Here is a 15,460-nt window from a genome sequence, read left to right as displayed (position 1 = left end):
CATGACCATCGACGCGACGGGGCGCCGAGCCCAACCGGAACTCGCCTACCCGGAACAGTATCTGCGCCGCCTGGCCGACGAGCTGGCGGCCAAGTTCGAGGGCATCTTCAACCGGGAGACCGTCGAACGGTACGTGCTGGAGTCCTACACCGCCTTGCTGCGCACCGCGACGGTGAAGGCGCACCTGGCGACCCGCACCATCCACTTCGCGACCGAACGGCTGACCGCGCTCGCGCAGGCCAAGGGCGCCCTGCCGGTGATCTGGCCCGAAGTGCTGTTCGTCTGCGAGCAGAACTCCGGCCGCTCCCAGATGGCTGCCGTCCTCACCGAGGCACTCTCCGGCGGCCGCGTCCACGTCCGCTCCGCCGGATCGATGCCCGCCCACGAACTGAACCCGGCCGTCGTCGAGGTGATGACCGAACTCGGGCTCGACATGAGCCGCGAGTTCCCCAAGCCCCTGACCGACGACGTCGTCCAGGCCGCCGACGTCGTGGTGACGATGGGGTGCGGCGACGCCTGCCCGATTTACCCTGGCAAGCGCTACCAGGACTGGGAACTGCAGGATCCGCAGGGCCAGCCCGTCGACACCGTCCGGGGCATCCGCGACGAGGTGGAGCAGCACGTGCGCGAGCTGCTCAAGAGTCTGGAGGTGACGCCCGCGTGAGCGTCGAGAACGTCGTCGTCATCGGCTCCGGCCCCGCCGGCTACACCGCCGCGATCTACCTGGCCCGCGCCGGCCTAGAACCGATCGTGCTGACCAGCTCCGTCGAGATCGGCGGAGCCCTGGTCAACACCACCGAGGTCGAGAACTTCCCCGGATTCATCGACGGCATCCAAGGCCCCGACCTGATGGAAAACCTGCGCCAGCAGGCCGAACGCTTCGGCGCCCGCCTCGTCTACGACGACGCCACCGCCGTCGACCTCGCCAGCGACATCAAGACAATCACCACCGGAGGCGGCGTCACCTACCAGGCGCACGCCGTCGTCCTCGCGATGGGGTCAGCGCATCGCAAGCTCGGCGTCGCCGGGGAGGACCGGCTCTCCGGATATGGGATCTCCTGGTGCGCGACCTGCGACGGTGCGTTCTTCCGCGACCAGGACATCGCCGTCGCCGGCGGTGGCGACTCCGCACTGGAAGAGGCTATGTTCCTCACCCGGTTCGCCAACTCCGTCACCCTCATCCACCGCCGCGACGAACTCCGCGCCTCCCAGATCATGCAGGACCGGGCTCTCGCGAACCCGAAGATCACCGTGCGCTGGAACACCCAGATCGACGAAGCCCACGGCGACGACAAGCTCAACGGGCTCACCCTGCGCGACACCGTTACCGGGCAACCCGGGACTCTTGATGCCACCGGACTGTTCGTCGCGATCGGCCACGACCCCCGGAGCGCCCTCGTCGCCGGACAGATCGACCTCGACCCCGACGGCTACGTCAAGGTCGCCCATCCCACAACGGCGACCAACCTGCCAGGCGTGTTCGCCTGCGGCGACCTCGTCGACCGCCGCTACCGGCAAGCGATCACTGCGGCCGGCACCGGCTGCGCCGCCGCGCTCGACGCCCAGCATTACCTCGCGGGACGTGCCCCGGTCGTGAAGCAGGCCGTGGCAGTCAACGCATGAGCGCGACCACGGAGGCTGCGAAACAGATCCGGATCCCAACTATCGCGGTCCTCCGTCCGGCGCTGGCCGAGTTCGTTGGAAGCGCTGGACTCACTGCGGTGGTCGTGGGGTCTGGGATCGCGGCTCAGCATCTCTCGCCCGGAGACACTGGGCTCCAACTGCTCGAGAATGCCCTAGCCACGGCCCTGGGACTGACCGTGCTCGTCCTGGTCTTCGCACCGAGCTCCGGCGCTCAATTCAACCCGGTCGTCTCGCTTGTCGACGCGGCCGCTGGCGGGAGGCCCTGGCGAGGCCTGTGGTCGTACATCCCCGCGCAGGTCCTCGGCTGCCTTGTCGGGGCGGTGCTGGCGAACCTGATGTTCGAGCAGCCGGCTGCCCGATGGAGCAGCACCGAACGCGCGACTCCAGCGCACCTGCTCGCCGAAGTCGTCGCAACCGCCGGGCTGATCCTGGTCATCTTCGTCCTCGCCCGCACCGGCCGCGCTGCCATCGTCGCCCCAGCAGTCGGCGCGTACATCGGAGCCGCCTACTGGTTCACCAGCTCCACCAGCTTCGCCAACCCCGCCATCACCATCGGCCGCACCATCACCGACACCTTCGCCGGCATCGCACCAGGAAGCGCGCCCTGGTACATCGGCGCTCAGCTCATTGGGGCAGGCCTCGGGCTGGCAGCTGTGCGAGTCTTCGCCCCCAACTCCAGCGTTACGCGCTAGATGTTGCTGGCCATAACGTTGTGGTCACGTAGGAAGGTCGCGGCAGGAGGCTCCGCCTCTGCGCGCGTCATCTCGGATTGGCTACAGGTACCTGCAGACCTCGTCGGCGTTGCAGGTCTCGGGTTCGGGTTCTGCGGCTGCGTCGCGGAGGGCGGCAACGTTGTCGCGGAGGGAGACGAGATCCGAGATCTGGCGCTCAATGTCCTTCAGACGAACGTCTAGGAGGTCCCGGACGTGGCCGCAGGGAATCTCGCCTCCATCGCGGATGTCGAGGATCTGTTTGATCTGCGCGAGGGTAAGTCCGGCAGCCTGGCCGCGGTGGATGAAGTCGATCCGAGTCGCTGCTTCCGGATCGTAGTCGCGGTATCCCGACGCGGTGCGCTCGGCCGCGGGAAGCAGGCCCTGCTCCTCGTAGAACCGCAGGGTCTTGGCGGTGGTGCCGGCCGCCTCGGCGAGTTCGCCGATCCTCATCTGGGTCTCCGATGTGTCACAGGTCGCACTTGACCTTCCCCCGTACTGGAAGGTCCATTGTGGCTGCATCAAGAGCAATTCTCAAGACTCAGGGGAGGAATCGGGATGCAGTCCAGGTACGACCTTGCGATCATCGGATCGGGTGGCGCCGCGTTCGCCGCCGCCATCCGCGCGACCACGCTCGGCAAGTCGGTGGTGATGATCGAGCGCGGCACTTTCGGCGGCACGTGCGTGAACACCGGCTGCGTGCCGTCGAAGGCGCTCATCGCCGCCGCTGAGGCCCGCCAGACCGCTGCCGAGGCGGGCAACCGTTTCCCGGGGATCGCCACCACAGCGGACGACGTGGACATGCCCGCGCTGATCAGCAGCAAGCAGGACCTCGTCGAGGAACTTCGGGGTGAGAAGTACGTCGACGTCGCCGACGCCTACGGCTGGCAGATCCGCCACGGCGACGCTGCGTTCGCCGGCACGCCAGAAGCGCCCGTTCTTGAGGTCACCGCGACTGACGGTGCGGTCGAGACGATCGACGCTGATCACTACCTGGTCGCCACCGGCGCCAGCGCATGGGCCCCACCGATCGACGGTCTTGAGGAGGCCGGCTACCTGACCTCGACCACGGCGATGGAGTTGACCAAGGTTCCCGACTCGCTGCTGGTGCTCGGCGGCGGCTACGTCGCCTTGGAGCAGGCCCAACTGTTCGCCCGGCTCGGGTCGAAGGTCACCCTGCTGGTTCGTTCCCGGCTGGCGTCGAAGGAGGAGCCGGAGGTATCCAAGGCGCTGCAGGAGGTCTTCGCCGACGAGGGCATCCGCGTGGTCCGCCGTGCGGTCCCGACCCACGTTGCCCGTGACGACGTCAGGGGCCAGGTTGTTGTCACCGCTGACATCTCCGGCGGCGAGCAGGAATTCCACGCCGAACAGGTCCTCGTCGCCCTCGGCCGCCGACCGGTCACCGATGGGCTGAACCTCGATGCGGTGGAGGTGAAGACCGGCGACACGGGCGAGATCGTGGTCACCGACCAACTGCAGTCCTCCAACCCCCGGATCTGGGCAGCCGGCGACGTGACCGGGCACCCCGAGTTCGTCTACGTCGCCGCCCACCACGGCAACATGGTCGCTGAGAACACGTTCGCTGGCGCTGAGCGGTCGGTGGACCACAGCCGGCTGCCGCGGGTGACCTTCACCAGTCCGGCGATCGGCGCGGTCGGGATGACCGAGGCCCAGGTGCTCGCTGCCGGGATCCGCTGCGACTGCCGCGTCCTGCCGCTGGACTACGTGCCCCGGGCGCTGGTCAACCGCGACACCCGCGGCTTCATCAAGATCGTCGCCAACGCTGAGACCGGCGAGATCCTCGGCCTCACCGCCGTCGCCAAAGACGCCGGCGAGCTCGCCGCCGCCGGTGTCCACATCCTCGGCAAGACCGTCACCGAGGTCGCCGACGCATGGGCGCCCTACCTGACCATGACCGAAGGCATCCGGATCGCCGCCAAGGCCTTCACCACCGACATCTCCAAGCTGTCCTGCTGCGCGTGACCCGCAGCCGACAGCCTCCACCCGACTCATGAAGAAGGTACCGCCATGTCGGAGCTCACGACGCAACTGCCCGAACGACTCAACAACACCGAAGAGACCGGCCTTGACGCCGTCCTATTGATCCCGCTGCTGCGGCTGATCGTCGAGGGCGGCCCGGTCACCGTCGAGCAGTTCGCCGCGGCCGCCGGCCGTCCGGTCGACGACGTACGCACGGGTCTGGCCGCGGTGCCGGACACCGAGTACGACGACCAGGGCCGCATCATCGGCCAGGGCCTCACCCTGCGCCCCACCCCTCACCGGTTCACCGTGGCCGGTGAGGAGCTCTACACCTGGTGCGCCCTGGACACCCTGATCTTTCCGACCCTGCTCGAGCGCGCGGCGAGCGTGGAGTCGGTCTCCCCGACCAGCGGCGAGCCGATCCGGGTCACCATCAACCCCGTCGCCGGCGTCACCAGCGTCGAACCCGCCACCGCGGTGGTGTCGCTGGTCAACCCCGACCAGATCACCTCGATCCGGTCCTCCTTCTGCAACCAGGTCCACTACTTCACCTCCGATGAGGACGCCGCGGGCTGGCTGGCCGAGCACCCCCGCGCCGAGGTCGTGCCCGTGGCCGTTGCCTATCGGATCGGTACCGACCTCACGACCGGCTTCCTCAACCAGTTCCAGGCCAACGCGGCAGTGGCCGACGACGGCCACTGCCGCTGCTGACCAAGAACACCGAAGGGAACTCCACTCCGATGAAGTCCAACCACGACGACCAACCGGGAGGCAGCGGCCTGCTCCTCGGAGCCGGGGCCGCGCTGCTCATGGTCGCCTGCTGCGCCCTACTTCCCTTGCTCCTCGCCGGTGGTCTGCTGGCCAGTGTCGGCGGGTTCCTCGGCAACCCCTGGGTGATCGGCACCGGCATCGCCGTCCTGGTGCTCGCGGTCCTCGCGACCACGCGGCGCCGCAGCGGCGGCAACAACGCCAGGCATGGCTGTTGCCCGCCTGTGAACTCCACCCACCCCAGCGACACGAAGGACGACCAGAACCGATGACGCTTACCCGCACCCGCCGCGCGACCCTCTCGGTCGCCGGCCTCCTGCTTGCAGGCTCCCTGGCTCTGACCGCCTGCGGAAACACCGACGCCACACCAGCCGCAGATGCGGGCACGCCAGCGGCGGTTACTAGCATCGACGGCCAGATGGTCAGCCTGCCCGCCAGCGGGAAGCCGACCGCGGTGTTCTTCTTCTCCGTCGGCTGCGGCGAATGCGTTGAAGGCGTCCGCTCCCTCGGCGAGGCCGCCACCGCTGCCGAGAAGTCGGGTGCTGGGGCGAGCTTCCTCGCCGTCGACATGGACCCCGGCGAGTCCAAGGAGACCATCGAGGGATTCATGGAGTACGTCGACGCCGAACACGTCCCGGCCGCCATAGACGAGGGTGCCGCCTTGTCCCAGCGATTCGACGTTGCCGCCCTGTCCACCCTCATCGTCATCGACGGCGACGGCAAGGTGACCTTCCGTGCCACCGAGCCCGACGCGAAGACGATCACCGCCGAACTCGTCAAGGCCGGAGCCTGATCCATGGGCGGATTGCTCAGCCTCGCCTTCGCCGCCGGCATGGTGGCGCCGGTCAACCCATGCGGGTTCGCGCTGCTGCCGGCCTGGATCAGCCAGACCCTCGGCGACGCTGACGCCTCGCCCGTCCCGGTGCGGCTGCTGAGGGCCCTGCGGTCCGGAATCGCACTGGCGATCGGGTTCGCCGGCACCCTCGCAGCTGCGGGCCTGCTGGTGAGCGCCGGGGCTCGGGGCCTGATCCAGGCAGCGCCCAAACTCGGTCTCGCCGTAGGCGTCCTACTGGTGCTCCTCGGCCTGTGGATGCTGGCCGGCCGTTCGATCTCCGTGCGGTTGCCCCGGATCACCGGCCGAGCAACCGAAGGCCTCCCGCCAACCGCCCGGATGCTGGTCTTCGGGATCGGCTACGCCCTCGCCTCCCTGTCGTGCACCTTCGGAGTGATCCTTGCTGTCATCGCCCAGGCACAGGCCACCGCCAGCTACGCGGGGCTGCTGCTGGTCTTCGGTGTCTACGCCGCCGGCTCAGCCAGCATCCTGCTGCTGCTCGCACTCGCGACCACCGCCGCGGGTACCGGCCTAACCCGCCACGTCGCACGCCTCGGGAGTTATGGCCCCCGGATCACCGGCGCCGTCTTGCTGCTCACCGGCGTCTACCTCGCGTGGTACTGGTGGCCCGCCGCCACCGCCGACAACAACCTCGTCGCGACCGGCCGTGCCGGCGGTGTCGCCAGGCTCTCAACGACCCTGTCCGGCTGGGTTCAGGCTCACACGGCGCCGATCGCGGCGCTCGCGGTCATCTCCCTCCTCGTAGTACTCGCCCTTGGCGCCGCCCATAGGCGGCGTCGAGCCAGTTCCGAATCGCCGGAGGCCTGCTGCGACACCACGAACGTCGGGCTCGGCGTGTCAGGCGGCGACCACGAGGGTCAGTAGCCGACGGCTGAATGGGGGGCTTGGTCCGGGACTCAGCGACTCGACTGGAACATTCTTCGAAGGACGTGCATGACTCACCGCAACTCGCCACTGTCAGTCGAGGGACGTCGGCGGCTGGTCGAGCGTTGCAAGACCCGGCCGATCGCTCACGTGGCAGCTGAGATGGGAATCTCCCGCGCTACCGCGTCAAAGTGGGTCCATCGCCATCGTGAGTTCGGTGAGGTCGGTCTGCTCGACCGCTCATCGACGCCTAAGCAATCCCCGACAGCCACCCCCAACGTCGTTGTTCGCGAAGTCGAACGCATGCGGCGCGAGCACAAGTGGTCAGCGGCTCGGATCACGTTCGAGCTCGAACAGGTCGGCATTCAGATCAGTCGGCGCACGGTGAGTCGCATCCTCACCGACCTGCAGCTCAACCGGCGCCGCTTCATCGACCCGACCGGGGAAAGTAACCGCGAAGCGAGGAAGATTGTCGCTCGGTGCCCCGGCCACATGGTTCACCTGGACGTCAAGAAGGTCGGCCGAATCCCCGATGGCGGCGGATGGCGGGCTCATGGCAAGGACAGCCCGGAAGCTCGCGCCGTCGCGCGGACGAAAACCCGCGGCACGCGAGCCGGCTACGTCTACCTCCACTCAGCGATTGACGGCTACTCACGCCTCGCGTACACCGAGGCTTTGCCGAACGAGCAGGCCGCGACGGCCGTTGCGTTCCTCGCGCGAGCGCGGGCATGGTTCGCGGCTCATGGCATCACGCACATCGAACGGATCGTGACCGACAACGGATCCTGTTACCGCGCCTCAGCGTTCGCCGATGCACTGGCCGGGTCGCGGCACCAACGGATCACGCCCTACACGCCCCGCCACAACGGAAAGATCGAGCGGTACAACCGGATCCTTGCCGAAGAGTTCCTCTATGCACGGACATGGACCTCAGAAGACGAACGCGCCAACGCCCTCGAGCGCTGGAACCTGCACTACAACTACCACCGCCCGCACGGTGCCGCGGACGGTCAGCCGCCGGCCACGCTCGTGCCAATTCGCGTCAACAACGTCCTGGCCTCATACAGCTAGACGTCGCATAGGGCGGTCTCAAGAGCGCTCCTGTGTGTCAGCTCTGACGGTGCCAACTATCGTCGCTGCCGTCCTCGAGCACCATCCCAATGGAGGTCGCGCAGGCGTCCCCGCGCCACGCCTCGACGCCCTCGCGAAGAGCGAAGGCGGCGATGACGACTCCCGCGAGCGAGTCGGCCCACCACCAGCCGAACCCGCTGTTCAGGAGCAGGCCGATCAGAACGGCAGCCGACAGGTAGCTGCAGATCAGCGTCTGCTTCGAGTCGGCCACCGCGGTCGCGGAGCCGAGCTCGCGTCCGGCACGGCGCTCGGCGTAGGACAGGAACGGCATGATGATCACGCTCAGTGCTGTCAGCACTATCCCGACGGGGGAATGCTGGACCTCGACACGGACGAACAGCGTCAGTAACGAATTGACAATGACGTACGCAGCCAGAGCGAAGAACGCGACCGCGATCACTCGGAGAGTGGGTCTCTCCCAACGCTCCGGATCACGCCGGGTGAACTGCCAAGCGACGGCTGCGGCGGAGAGGACCTCGATCGTCGAGTCCAATCCGAACGCGACAAGCGCCCCGGACGATGCGACACTGCCGGCCGCGATGGCCACGACGGCCTCGATGAGGTTGTAGCCGATCGTGGCGGCGACGATCAAGCGGATGCGCCGTTGAAGGATAGGGGATCGTTCGTGCGTGATGGGTGCGGTCATGCGCAGTGGCAGTCCTCACCTGCGCAGCACCCCGGCTCCACGAACAGTGTGACGCGTAGCAGCTCGTCCAGTGCCGGGGCGATGTGGCCGTCGGCCAGTCGATACCAGGTTCGGCGGCCCTCAGGGATGGCTTCGACCAGCCCGCACCCACGCAGGCAGGCGAGTTGGTTCGACATCACCTGGCGGGAGACGCTGAGGGCGTTGGCGAGGTCGGACGGAAAGGCCGGCGCTTCACGCAGAGCGAGCAGGATGCCGACGCGGGTGGGGTCGGAGAGTGCGTGGCCGAAGCGGGCCAGGGCGGCGGTGTGCGTGATGGTGGCCGCGGGGGCGATGGTCGTCATGGGTCTCTCAGTGGGTGAGGGCGAGGGCTTCGATCTGCTCCGGCGTTCCGGTGACGACGAGCCGAAGGTCGTTGTCATCGGTCTCCACAGACCAGGTGACGAACGCGCAGCACGACTGTTCAGCGGCGACGAGCTCGCTGAGCTCTGCGATCGAGTCATCGCTGCGGGTGTAGTCATGACGAGGCGGTCGTCGGTTCTCGTGCGACTGACGGCGAATCGGTCATCGAAGCGATGCCAGCGCTCAACCTGGGCCCGGCCGGTATCGGGCGAAAGCGTACACGCGATTGGAATCGAGTTGAGGGGGCCGACATGGGACATACCGCGATGATACAGCGTTCGCTGTATCAAGTGGCAGGCTGCTCGAAATCGCGACAGCCGATCTCGCAGGAGATACGCGGGTCGCGGGCGTCGGAGATCGACTGGACGTTCCCCAGTGCGATACCGCTCGGGTAACGACGGGAGGAGCCGCCTCCGGCGGCGCTGTTCCCAGAGCTTTCTGTGTCTTTCCGCCGCCCGATCGTAGCTCGTTCCCGGTGCTTCCGTGCCGGGCTTTCGCGGCATATCCTCCTTCCGCTTCGCTTTAGTCCGGTATTCCACGGTCCCGGCACTCCGCACCTCCCACTCGCCACTGATCTCCCCGCCGGAAAGGCAAACAAGACTCTAATGAGACCGGTTGGTCTGGGACTGGCTGGCAGACTGACGTCCGGTTCGACGTCGCGTGACTCAAAACAAAAATGGCCCCCCGGGTGCCTTTCGATCGATCTGTCCGCGCGCTGAACTGGGCGTCGGTTTGTCTGTTCCGATGGCTTGATAGAAGGTCGTCCGCGGCCGGGGAACCGGCTTGCGTGACTCATAAGAGTTCCGCCTCGAAACACTTCCAGACCGACGAACTGCACTGTTCGCCAACCGGAAGGGGACCATCGGAGTGAGCTCCGTGGCTGATCACTATGACCACGTCGTCGGCGTCGACACGCATGCACGAACACACACCTATGCCGTGCTGGAATCAGGGACCGGACGCCGCCTCGACGCGGCGACGTTCCCGACAACTGCGAACGGTCTCGGCCGAGCACTGGCTTGGATTCGGCGGCGCGCTCAAGGTCGCGTCCTGGTCGCGATCGAGGGTGCGAGTTCCTATGGTTCGGGTCTCAGGCGAGCGCTGATCGCCGCTGGCGTCGACGTTTGCGATGTCCGGCCGCCGAAGCGGGCCGCTCGCGCTGGCCACGGCAAGTCGGACGAGATCGACGCCATCGCCGCGGCCAGGACCGCGCTTGCCTCCGACGTCGAACGGCTGACGACCCCGCGATCGGACGGGCTGCGCGCAGCGCTGCGTGTGTTGCTGGTTGCCCGACAGGCGATGGATAGCCGGCGAACCGCGGAGCGGAACGCACTAGCCGCCCTGCTGCGCAGCTTCGACCTCGGCATCGACGTCCGCAAGCCACTCACCGACACCCAGGTGAAGGAGGTCGCCGGCTGGCGGCAGCGCTCAGCCGAGGACGCCGCGATGGTCACGATCCGGCAGGAAGCGCGTCGGCTGGCGGTCTCGGTCCTAGCGCTCTCCGCGCAGCTGGCTAAGAATCAAGCGGCGTTAGCCGGGCATGTTCAGGAGCTTGCGCCCGGGTTGCAGCAGTTGCTCGGAGTTGGCGCTGTCACCGGCGCCATCCTGGTCACCGCGTATTCGCATCAGGGGCGTGTCCGCAGCGAGGCGGCGTTCGCCGCTCTGGCCGGAGCGTCTCCGCTGGAGGCCTCGAGCGGGAACACGACCCGGCATCGTTTGAACCGGCACGGCGATCGGCAGTTGAACCGGGCGTTGGATGTCATCGCCCGGGTCCGGTTGAGTTGTGATCCTCCAACCCGCGACTATCTGGCCAGGCGGCTGGCCGAAGGCAAGAGCAAACGCGAGATTCGACGCAGCCTGAAGCGCTACATAGCCCGGCAACTGTTCGGTCACCTGAACTCGGTTATGGCGTGACCGCGGCGCTCACAGCCAAGGGATGTGATCAGTGCCCTCTGTTCCAGGCGACATCGTGAAGAAGATGTCTGCGGATGATCTGTCGGATCAGTTGTTCGGGCGTCGTCTTAAGCGCTGCAGCCAGCCTCAGGATCTCGATGCGCTCCTCCTGAGAGAAGTGCAGCGTCAACAGCGACCCCCCGCTGTCTTCCGTTCTGGCCAAGAACGCGTTGTTGTCGGCTATCCCACTCATGCCCACAGGATGGTCCACGTGAAGCGTCGCCACTAGCACTCTGAATGCCTTCTCATCCGCGTGGTCGGCGAATTGGGCACAGCGGTCGTTGTGTCCGAAGCGGCCAAGGAAATGGAGCCGCACGGAGGCGGCGCCGTATTTGTCGGATGGAACGCCTCCGGCGTGCTGTTCCCCTTGGTTTTCTTTCCGATCCGGCAGCCGATCATAGCGAGCTCCACCAGCTCCGTTCCCTCCACGCGCTATTTGCAGACTCCACTCGCTGCGCTCCCTGCGCTTAGCAACCGCTCCCTCCGGGCACTGCGCTGCCTCCGCCCGCTCTCGATCTCTGTGCCGGAACGGCAAGAAAAACGATCAGGAGCAGGACAGCACAAACGCCCCCAACTGATCGGCCGACCCGGCAGACCAATTTGACACCGGCCCATAGAAGGGTCGATCAACCAGGGGAGTGATTGAGATGCGGGTATTCGCCATCGATACGAGCAACATGGGTCCGGAACTGCAAGGCGGACTGGTCGGGGTGGTCGGCTCGACGAGCCCCTCGGCCGAGGAGAAGCGGGAGTGCGTGGAGACGGTTAGCCGGTACGCCGTCGATGGATGGGCGATCGCCGCCGATCCACGCACACCGATCGGCCGTCTGGCGGCGCTCACGGCTGAGACGGCGTGTGTGCCGTTCGTCGCCTTCAACCGGGTAGCCCAGCGGGGTGGTCCCGTTGTCGGGCCGGCGACGGTCGCGGCGACGACTCGCGAACTGTCCTGACGGGGCAAGCGAGAAGCGGGCCCGGTCCGCGGGCCCGCTTCCGTCCGGCGTGGTCAGTCACCTACGCCAGGGTCCGAGCTGACCGTTGCTGCGTCTCCTTCCTCGTCGGCTGCCTTGTCGGCGGTCACGATCTGCTCCTCGTCGCTGGGGCTGTAGCCCCACGCGGCGCGCTGGGTGAAGTAGTTTCGCCCGGATCGAAGTCGAGCAGCATCCGTGTGGGGCGGCGGTCCGTGTTGAACTGCTATTGCGGGACGTGGATTTCGAGCGCAGCAGTTTGAGCTACCCAGACGAGTGTCGCGCGATCGGTGACCACCGGATAGCGCTTCTCCCGGCCGGAGTGAAGGATGGTTTGGCGCAACACCCAGTCCGGGACGCCCATGCCCACATCCTTCTCGAAGAACGCCTCGATCGGCGCCGAAGTCAAGCCGACGCCATCAGGCCAGCGGTTCCGTGTCACGGGCCGGCCGGCTAGGTGGGGGAGTTACGCCGCCGCGATGCTCGCGTAGTAGTGGATGACGTCGCCCTTGGTGGTCCCGGTCTCCAGGTAAAGCACCTTGTCCAGGCTAGTTAGGCGCAACCGTCTCCCGTCTACATCGACAACGGAGGTGGCCGGCATGGCACGACAGTACTCCGGCGAGTTGAGGTCGGCGACTGCACATCCGACCCATCCCTGCTGCTAACTTCCGACTGCGGTGTAGCGATGATGCCACAGCAGATGAGCGGTTGGCCAACCAGCTTCGCCCCTTTCGAGTCGATCGCGACCACGTGGGCAACGGGCAACGGGCAACGGGCAACGGGGAACACGATCTTGAAGCCCCGGGTCGGAGGCGTGAAGGAGTTGGCTTACGTAGCGGGCATGCCTGGAGGAGACGTCGAAACCTTCCACGAGAACGGCGCCTTGCACGACCGCAACGCGGGTCCGGGCGAAACCGTGACTCGCCCCGCCGCCAAAGATCGGCACCTGAGATTCGCTGGCGTCCTGTTGTACTCACCACGGTGTTGTTAGTGTGGCGGGTATACCCCTAGTAGGCATCAGTTTCTCCCGATCTGGGGGGGAATTCTGGACAAGGAGGTGGCGCAATGATCTATGTTCTGGTGCTGCTTACCGTAGCTCTGCTCCTGCTTGTTGCGCTTTACGGCGTATCCCGGCTGGTGCGCATCTCGGGTCGGGTGTTGGTTCAGGAACCGTTCTTGTCGGGTATGCCAGTGACGGAGCATGCGGTCTCTCGGTACCACGTGCGTTGGTACACGATTGCGATCGTCTTTCTGGTGTTCGACATGGAGATGGTTTTCATGTATCCGTGGGTGCTCGCGGTGCGTGAGACGGGTGCCGGTTCCGTGGTCGAGATGTTCGCCTTCCTTGCTGTGCTGGTTACCGCGGTCGTTTACGCCTGGCGCGAGGGCGTCTTCCGGTGGACGTGACCCGCCGTCTGTTACGGCTCGCGATTCCTCGAGCATTTGTTGTGGGTGCGTCCGGCTCGACGGCGGTCCGATTTGCTGTGGAGCGTGAGTTGCGGCGGCGGGGCTGGGGTGAAGCCCTCACCCCAGCGAACGCCGACATCCTGGTCGTGTGTGGGAGCGGTGAAAACCGTTTCAACGGAGTGGTCGACCGCCTCTGGGACCAGATACCGAGTCCTCGCGTGCTGGTTCGTGTTGCGATGCCGGATGCGGTTGCCCGGCAGCTCGACGAGGCGCGTACGGAAATGTGGGGTCTCGCGGGCCTACGGGCTGATGCAGCGGCGAGTATCGGTGCTGGCGTTCGCGGCATGGACCCCGATGGCATGGACTGGAGCTCGACCGTTCAGCCGCACGAAAACGTCGACGCGCACACGACTGGTCACGACATGGACAACCATGACGTGGCCGGCATGGGCGATATGGATATGAGTTTGGAGATGCCTGGTGGCATTTCGATGGCCGATCGGGGCCGGGACCGCGATGGGTTGAAGCTCGATCAGTTGCATGTTGCTCTCGGGCCGGCTTTGTCAGCGTGGCCATCAGGGCTTATCGTGCGTCTTGTGGTTCAGGGCGACGTTGTGCAGGCGGCTGAGCCGGAGGTCGTCGGTGACTGGGCACGCTCGTCATTTTGGTTCGACGCGGGGGCCGATGATCAGCAGAGGGTGAGGGCTGCTGCTGCTGCCGATTCGTTGCAGCGCTTCCTGAGTGTTGCGGGCTGGGAGAGCGCGGCTGACACCGGTCGTTGGCTGCGCGATCAGCTGCTGGAATCCGCCCCCGGAGCAGCGGTGCATCCTCGCTTTGTTCGTTGGATTCGGCGGGTTCGTGGTTCGCGGGTCCTGCGCTGGTCGATGAGCGGGCTGGGCCAGGTTGGTTCGGGTGCGCCCGGAAGTCTTCGTGGGGATGTGTGGGCACGGTGCGTGCGATGGGTCGAGGAGATCGCAGCGGTCATCGAGGATCCCGTAGCCAATGGCCAGTCAGCCGCTGGTGCGTGGGGTGTGCAGCGTGCCGAGCACGCGCGCGCCGTCCTCTCGATGTTGCCTTTGGTTCTGGCAGGCCAGGAGTTCGCCGCCGCGCGGCTGATCGTTGCCTCGTTCGATCCCGATCTGGAGGCGTTGCACGCGCGCTCGCTTGGTGGCTCCCACGGGTGAGGCGGCGATGTTCGAGGACGCACTGTGGAGCACCCTGGTCGCGGTGGGACTGCTCGGCGTGTTCGGGTACGCCGTGGCTGCTACCACGGCGCTGATGCGTGCCCGGCAGGCCGGCTCCCCGTGGACCGGAGCATGGGCGGCACCGGCGCGCGAGGTGGCCCGGCTACTGGTGCGGCAGCGCACCGCTGTTCCCGGTTCCGACCGTTTGCTCGCGCGAGTCGGCGGCGCCCTGTTGCCCATCGCCGCGATCATGGCGCTGCTGGTACTGCCATTGGACAGTCAGCCGCGGGGTCCCCATGCGATCAGCGATCTTTCCATTGGCGTGGTCTGGTTCAACGCGATGGAGGTGCTTGCGTGGGTGGCGGTCTGGATGGTCGGTTGGGGGTCGAACTCGGCGTGGGGAGTGGTCGGCGCGAATCGTTTCCTCGCCCAGGGTCTCGCCTATGAGTTGCCGCACATGTTTGCTCTGGTGACGGTGGCCGTCGGCGCCGGATCCCTGCGGGTCAGCGACATTGCCGCTGCACAGACCGGAGAACTCTGGTTTGTGGTGGTTATGCCGGTGGCCTTTATCGTGTTCCTGCTCTCGGTGATGGGGTTCTCCTTTTGGGGGCCATTTGATCAAGCTGTTGGTCGTGACATCGCCGGTGGAGTGGCGGCGCAGTTGTCCGGCGTCGATCGGTTGGTCTTCCTGGTCGGTCGGTATCTGATGTTGACGGTGGGCAGTGCGATGGCGGTCCCGCTTTTCCTCGGCGGTGATGCCGGACCGGTGCTGCCGGGGTGGTCGTGGCTGCTGGTGAAGACAGTGGCCGTACTGGCGGTGTTGGTGTGGGTGGGGCAGCGGTGGCCGACGATCCGGATGGAGCGGTTCACCGAGATCAGCTGGATTGTGCTGCTGCCGGCGGGGATTCTGCAGGCGCTGGTGGTCTCGATCTTCGTCGTAGTCGGATGGATGTGAG

At 66.5% G+C, this 15,460-nt stretch carries 19 protein-coding genes and 1 pseudogene; 14 read left to right on the top strand and 6 right to left on the bottom strand.

Going from position 1 to position 15,460, the window contains the following annotated elements:
• Position 1: 1 nt before the first annotated feature.
• Genes P5G59_RS11165 through P5G59_RS11155 form a run of 3 tightly spaced genes read left to right on the top strand, consistent with a single transcriptional unit; the run spans position 2 to position 2,336 of the window.
• Positions 2-664, top strand: coding sequence for an arsenate reductase/protein-tyrosine-phosphatase family protein (locus P5G59_RS11165; protein WP_175338885.1), 663 nt, complete (start codon positions 2-4; stop codon positions 662-664).
• Positions 661-1,623, top strand: a complete 963-nt coding sequence (gene trxB, locus P5G59_RS11160; RefSeq protein WP_175338886.1) for a thioredoxin-disulfide reductase — start codon at positions 661-663, stop codon at positions 1,621-1,623. Before P5G59_RS11165 ends, trxB begins: the two co-directional genes overlap by 4 nt.
• The gene (locus P5G59_RS11155; RefSeq protein ID WP_175338887.1) at positions 1,620-2,336 is read left to right on the top strand and encodes an aquaporin; all 717 of its coding nucleotides are present in this window, start codon (positions 1,620-1,622) and stop codon (positions 2,334-2,336) included. Before trxB ends, P5G59_RS11155 begins: the two co-directional genes overlap by 4 nt.
• Positions 2,337-2,417: 81 nt before the next feature.
• On the opposite strand, the gene P5G59_RS11150 is transcribed toward P5G59_RS11155, so the two are convergent.
• The gene (locus P5G59_RS11150) at positions 2,418-2,807 is read right to left on the bottom strand and encodes a heavy metal-responsive transcriptional regulator (RefSeq protein WP_040347802.1); all 390 of its coding nucleotides are present in this window, start codon (positions 2,805-2,807) and stop codon (positions 2,418-2,420) included.
• A gap of 105 nt (positions 2,808-2,912) precedes the next feature.
• Here P5G59_RS11150 and merA point away from each other — a divergent pair, with 105 nt between their 5' ends.
• The 6 genes from merA to P5G59_RS11120 all read left to right on the top strand — a co-directional run bounded on the left by merA (position 2,913) and on the right by P5G59_RS11120 (position 7,890).
• Entirely contained in the window at positions 2,913-4,337 is a 1,425-nt protein-coding gene (gene merA / locus P5G59_RS11145; RefSeq protein ID WP_005882720.1) for a mercury(II) reductase, read from the top strand.
• A 45-nt stretch (positions 4,338-4,382) separates the two neighbouring features.
• The gene (merB, locus tag P5G59_RS11140) at positions 4,383-5,045 is read left to right on the top strand and encodes an organomercurial lyase MerB (RefSeq protein ID WP_301218917.1); all 663 of its coding nucleotides are present in this window, start codon (positions 4,383-4,385) and stop codon (positions 5,043-5,045) included.
• Positions 5,046-5,074: 29 nt separating this feature from the next.
• Positions 5,075-5,374, top strand: coding sequence for a hypothetical protein (locus P5G59_RS11135; protein WP_005882715.1), 300 nt, complete (start codon positions 5,075-5,077; stop codon positions 5,372-5,374).
• Positions 5,371-5,895 (top strand): TlpA family protein disulfide reductase, encoded by a 525-nt coding sequence (locus tag P5G59_RS11130; RefSeq protein ID WP_005882713.1) that lies wholly within the window; start codon positions 5,371-5,373, stop codon positions 5,893-5,895. Before P5G59_RS11135 ends, P5G59_RS11130 begins: the two co-directional genes overlap by 4 nt.
• A gap of 3 nt (positions 5,896-5,898) precedes the next feature.
• Positions 5,899-6,819, top strand: a complete 921-nt coding sequence (locus P5G59_RS11125; protein WP_058623030.1) for a cytochrome c biogenesis CcdA family protein — start codon at positions 5,899-5,901, stop codon at positions 6,817-6,819.
• A gap of 69 nt (positions 6,820-6,888) precedes the next feature.
• Positions 6,889-7,890 carry an IS481 family transposase gene (locus P5G59_RS11120; RefSeq protein ID WP_175338888.1) on the top strand — a complete coding sequence of 334 codons (1,002 nt, stop codon included), beginning with the start codon at positions 6,889-6,891 and terminating at the stop codon, positions 7,888-7,890.
• 37 nt (positions 7,891-7,927) lie between these two features.
• Here the strand turns inward: P5G59_RS11120 and P5G59_RS11115 are convergent, their stop codons facing one another.
• Positions 7,928-8,596 carry a cation diffusion facilitator family transporter gene (locus P5G59_RS11115; protein WP_175338889.1) on the bottom strand — a complete coding sequence of 223 codons (669 nt, stop codon included), beginning with the start codon at positions 8,594-8,596 and terminating at the stop codon, positions 7,928-7,930.
• Positions 8,593-8,937, bottom strand: a complete 345-nt coding sequence (locus tag P5G59_RS11110) for an ArsR/SmtB family transcription factor (protein WP_175338890.1) — start codon at positions 8,935-8,937, stop codon at positions 8,593-8,595. The genes P5G59_RS11115 and P5G59_RS11110 overlap by 4 nt, the downstream gene beginning before the upstream one ends.
• Before the next feature lie 925 nt (positions 8,938-9,862).
• Between P5G59_RS11110 and P5G59_RS11105 the strand changes: the two genes are divergently transcribed.
• A complete protein-coding gene (locus P5G59_RS11105) occupies positions 9,863-10,909 on the top strand; it encodes an IS110 family RNA-guided transposase (RefSeq protein WP_301218912.1) in 1,047 nt (348 codons plus the stop codon).
• A 28-nt stretch (positions 10,910-10,937) separates the two neighbouring features.
• Here P5G59_RS11105 and P5G59_RS11100 read toward each other — a convergent pair whose 3' ends face one another.
• Complete coding sequence (locus P5G59_RS11100; RefSeq protein ID WP_175338892.1) at positions 10,938-11,264, bottom strand: hypothetical protein; 327 nt, start codon at positions 11,262-11,264, stop codon at positions 10,938-10,940.
• Positions 11,265-11,595: 331 nt separating this feature from the next.
• Between P5G59_RS11100 and P5G59_RS11095 the strand changes: the two genes are divergently transcribed.
• A complete protein-coding gene (locus tag P5G59_RS11095) occupies positions 11,596-11,898 on the top strand; it encodes a hypothetical protein (RefSeq protein WP_175338893.1) in 303 nt (100 codons plus the stop codon).
• Positions 11,899-12,139: 241 nt separating this feature from the next.
• Here the strand turns inward: P5G59_RS11095 and ligD are convergent.
• Positions 12,140-12,367, bottom strand: a pseudogene (gene ligD, locus P5G59_RS11090) (non-homologous end-joining DNA ligase LigD); the annotation flags it as partial.
• A gap of 12 nt (positions 12,368-12,379) precedes the next feature.
• Positions 12,380-12,514, bottom strand: coding sequence for a hypothetical protein (locus P5G59_RS11085; RefSeq protein WP_283810132.1), 135 nt, complete (start codon positions 12,512-12,514; stop codon positions 12,380-12,382).
• 464 nt (positions 12,515-12,978) lie between these two features.
• Here P5G59_RS11085 and P5G59_RS11080 point away from each other — a divergent pair, with 464 nt between their 5' ends.
• Genes P5G59_RS11080 through P5G59_RS11070 form a run of 3 tightly spaced genes read left to right on the top strand, consistent with a single transcriptional unit; the run spans position 12,979 to position 15,459 of the window.
• On the top strand, positions 12,979-13,320 hold the full coding sequence (locus P5G59_RS11080) for an NADH-quinone oxidoreductase subunit A (RefSeq protein ID WP_175338895.1): 342 nt from the start codon (positions 12,979-12,981) through the stop codon (positions 13,318-13,320).
• Positions 13,311-14,504: a hypothetical protein gene (locus tag P5G59_RS11075; protein WP_175338896.1), complete on the top strand. Its 1,194-nt coding sequence runs from the start codon at positions 13,311-13,313 to the stop codon at positions 14,502-14,504. The genes P5G59_RS11080 and P5G59_RS11075 overlap by 10 nt, the downstream gene beginning before the upstream one ends.
• Positions 14,505-14,511: 7 nt before the next feature.
• Positions 14,512-15,459, top strand: a complete 948-nt coding sequence (locus P5G59_RS11070) for a complex I subunit 1 family protein (protein WP_175338897.1) — start codon at positions 14,512-14,514, stop codon at positions 15,457-15,459.
• The last annotated feature ends 1 nt before the right edge of the window (position 15,460 follow it).

The sequence above is a fragment of the Leifsonia virtsii genome (assembly GCF_030433675.1).
GTDB lineage: Bacteria > Actinomycetota > Actinomycetes > Actinomycetales > Microbacteriaceae > Leifsonia > Leifsonia virtsii.
This window is presented reverse-complemented; position numbering and strand designations above follow the sequence as displayed.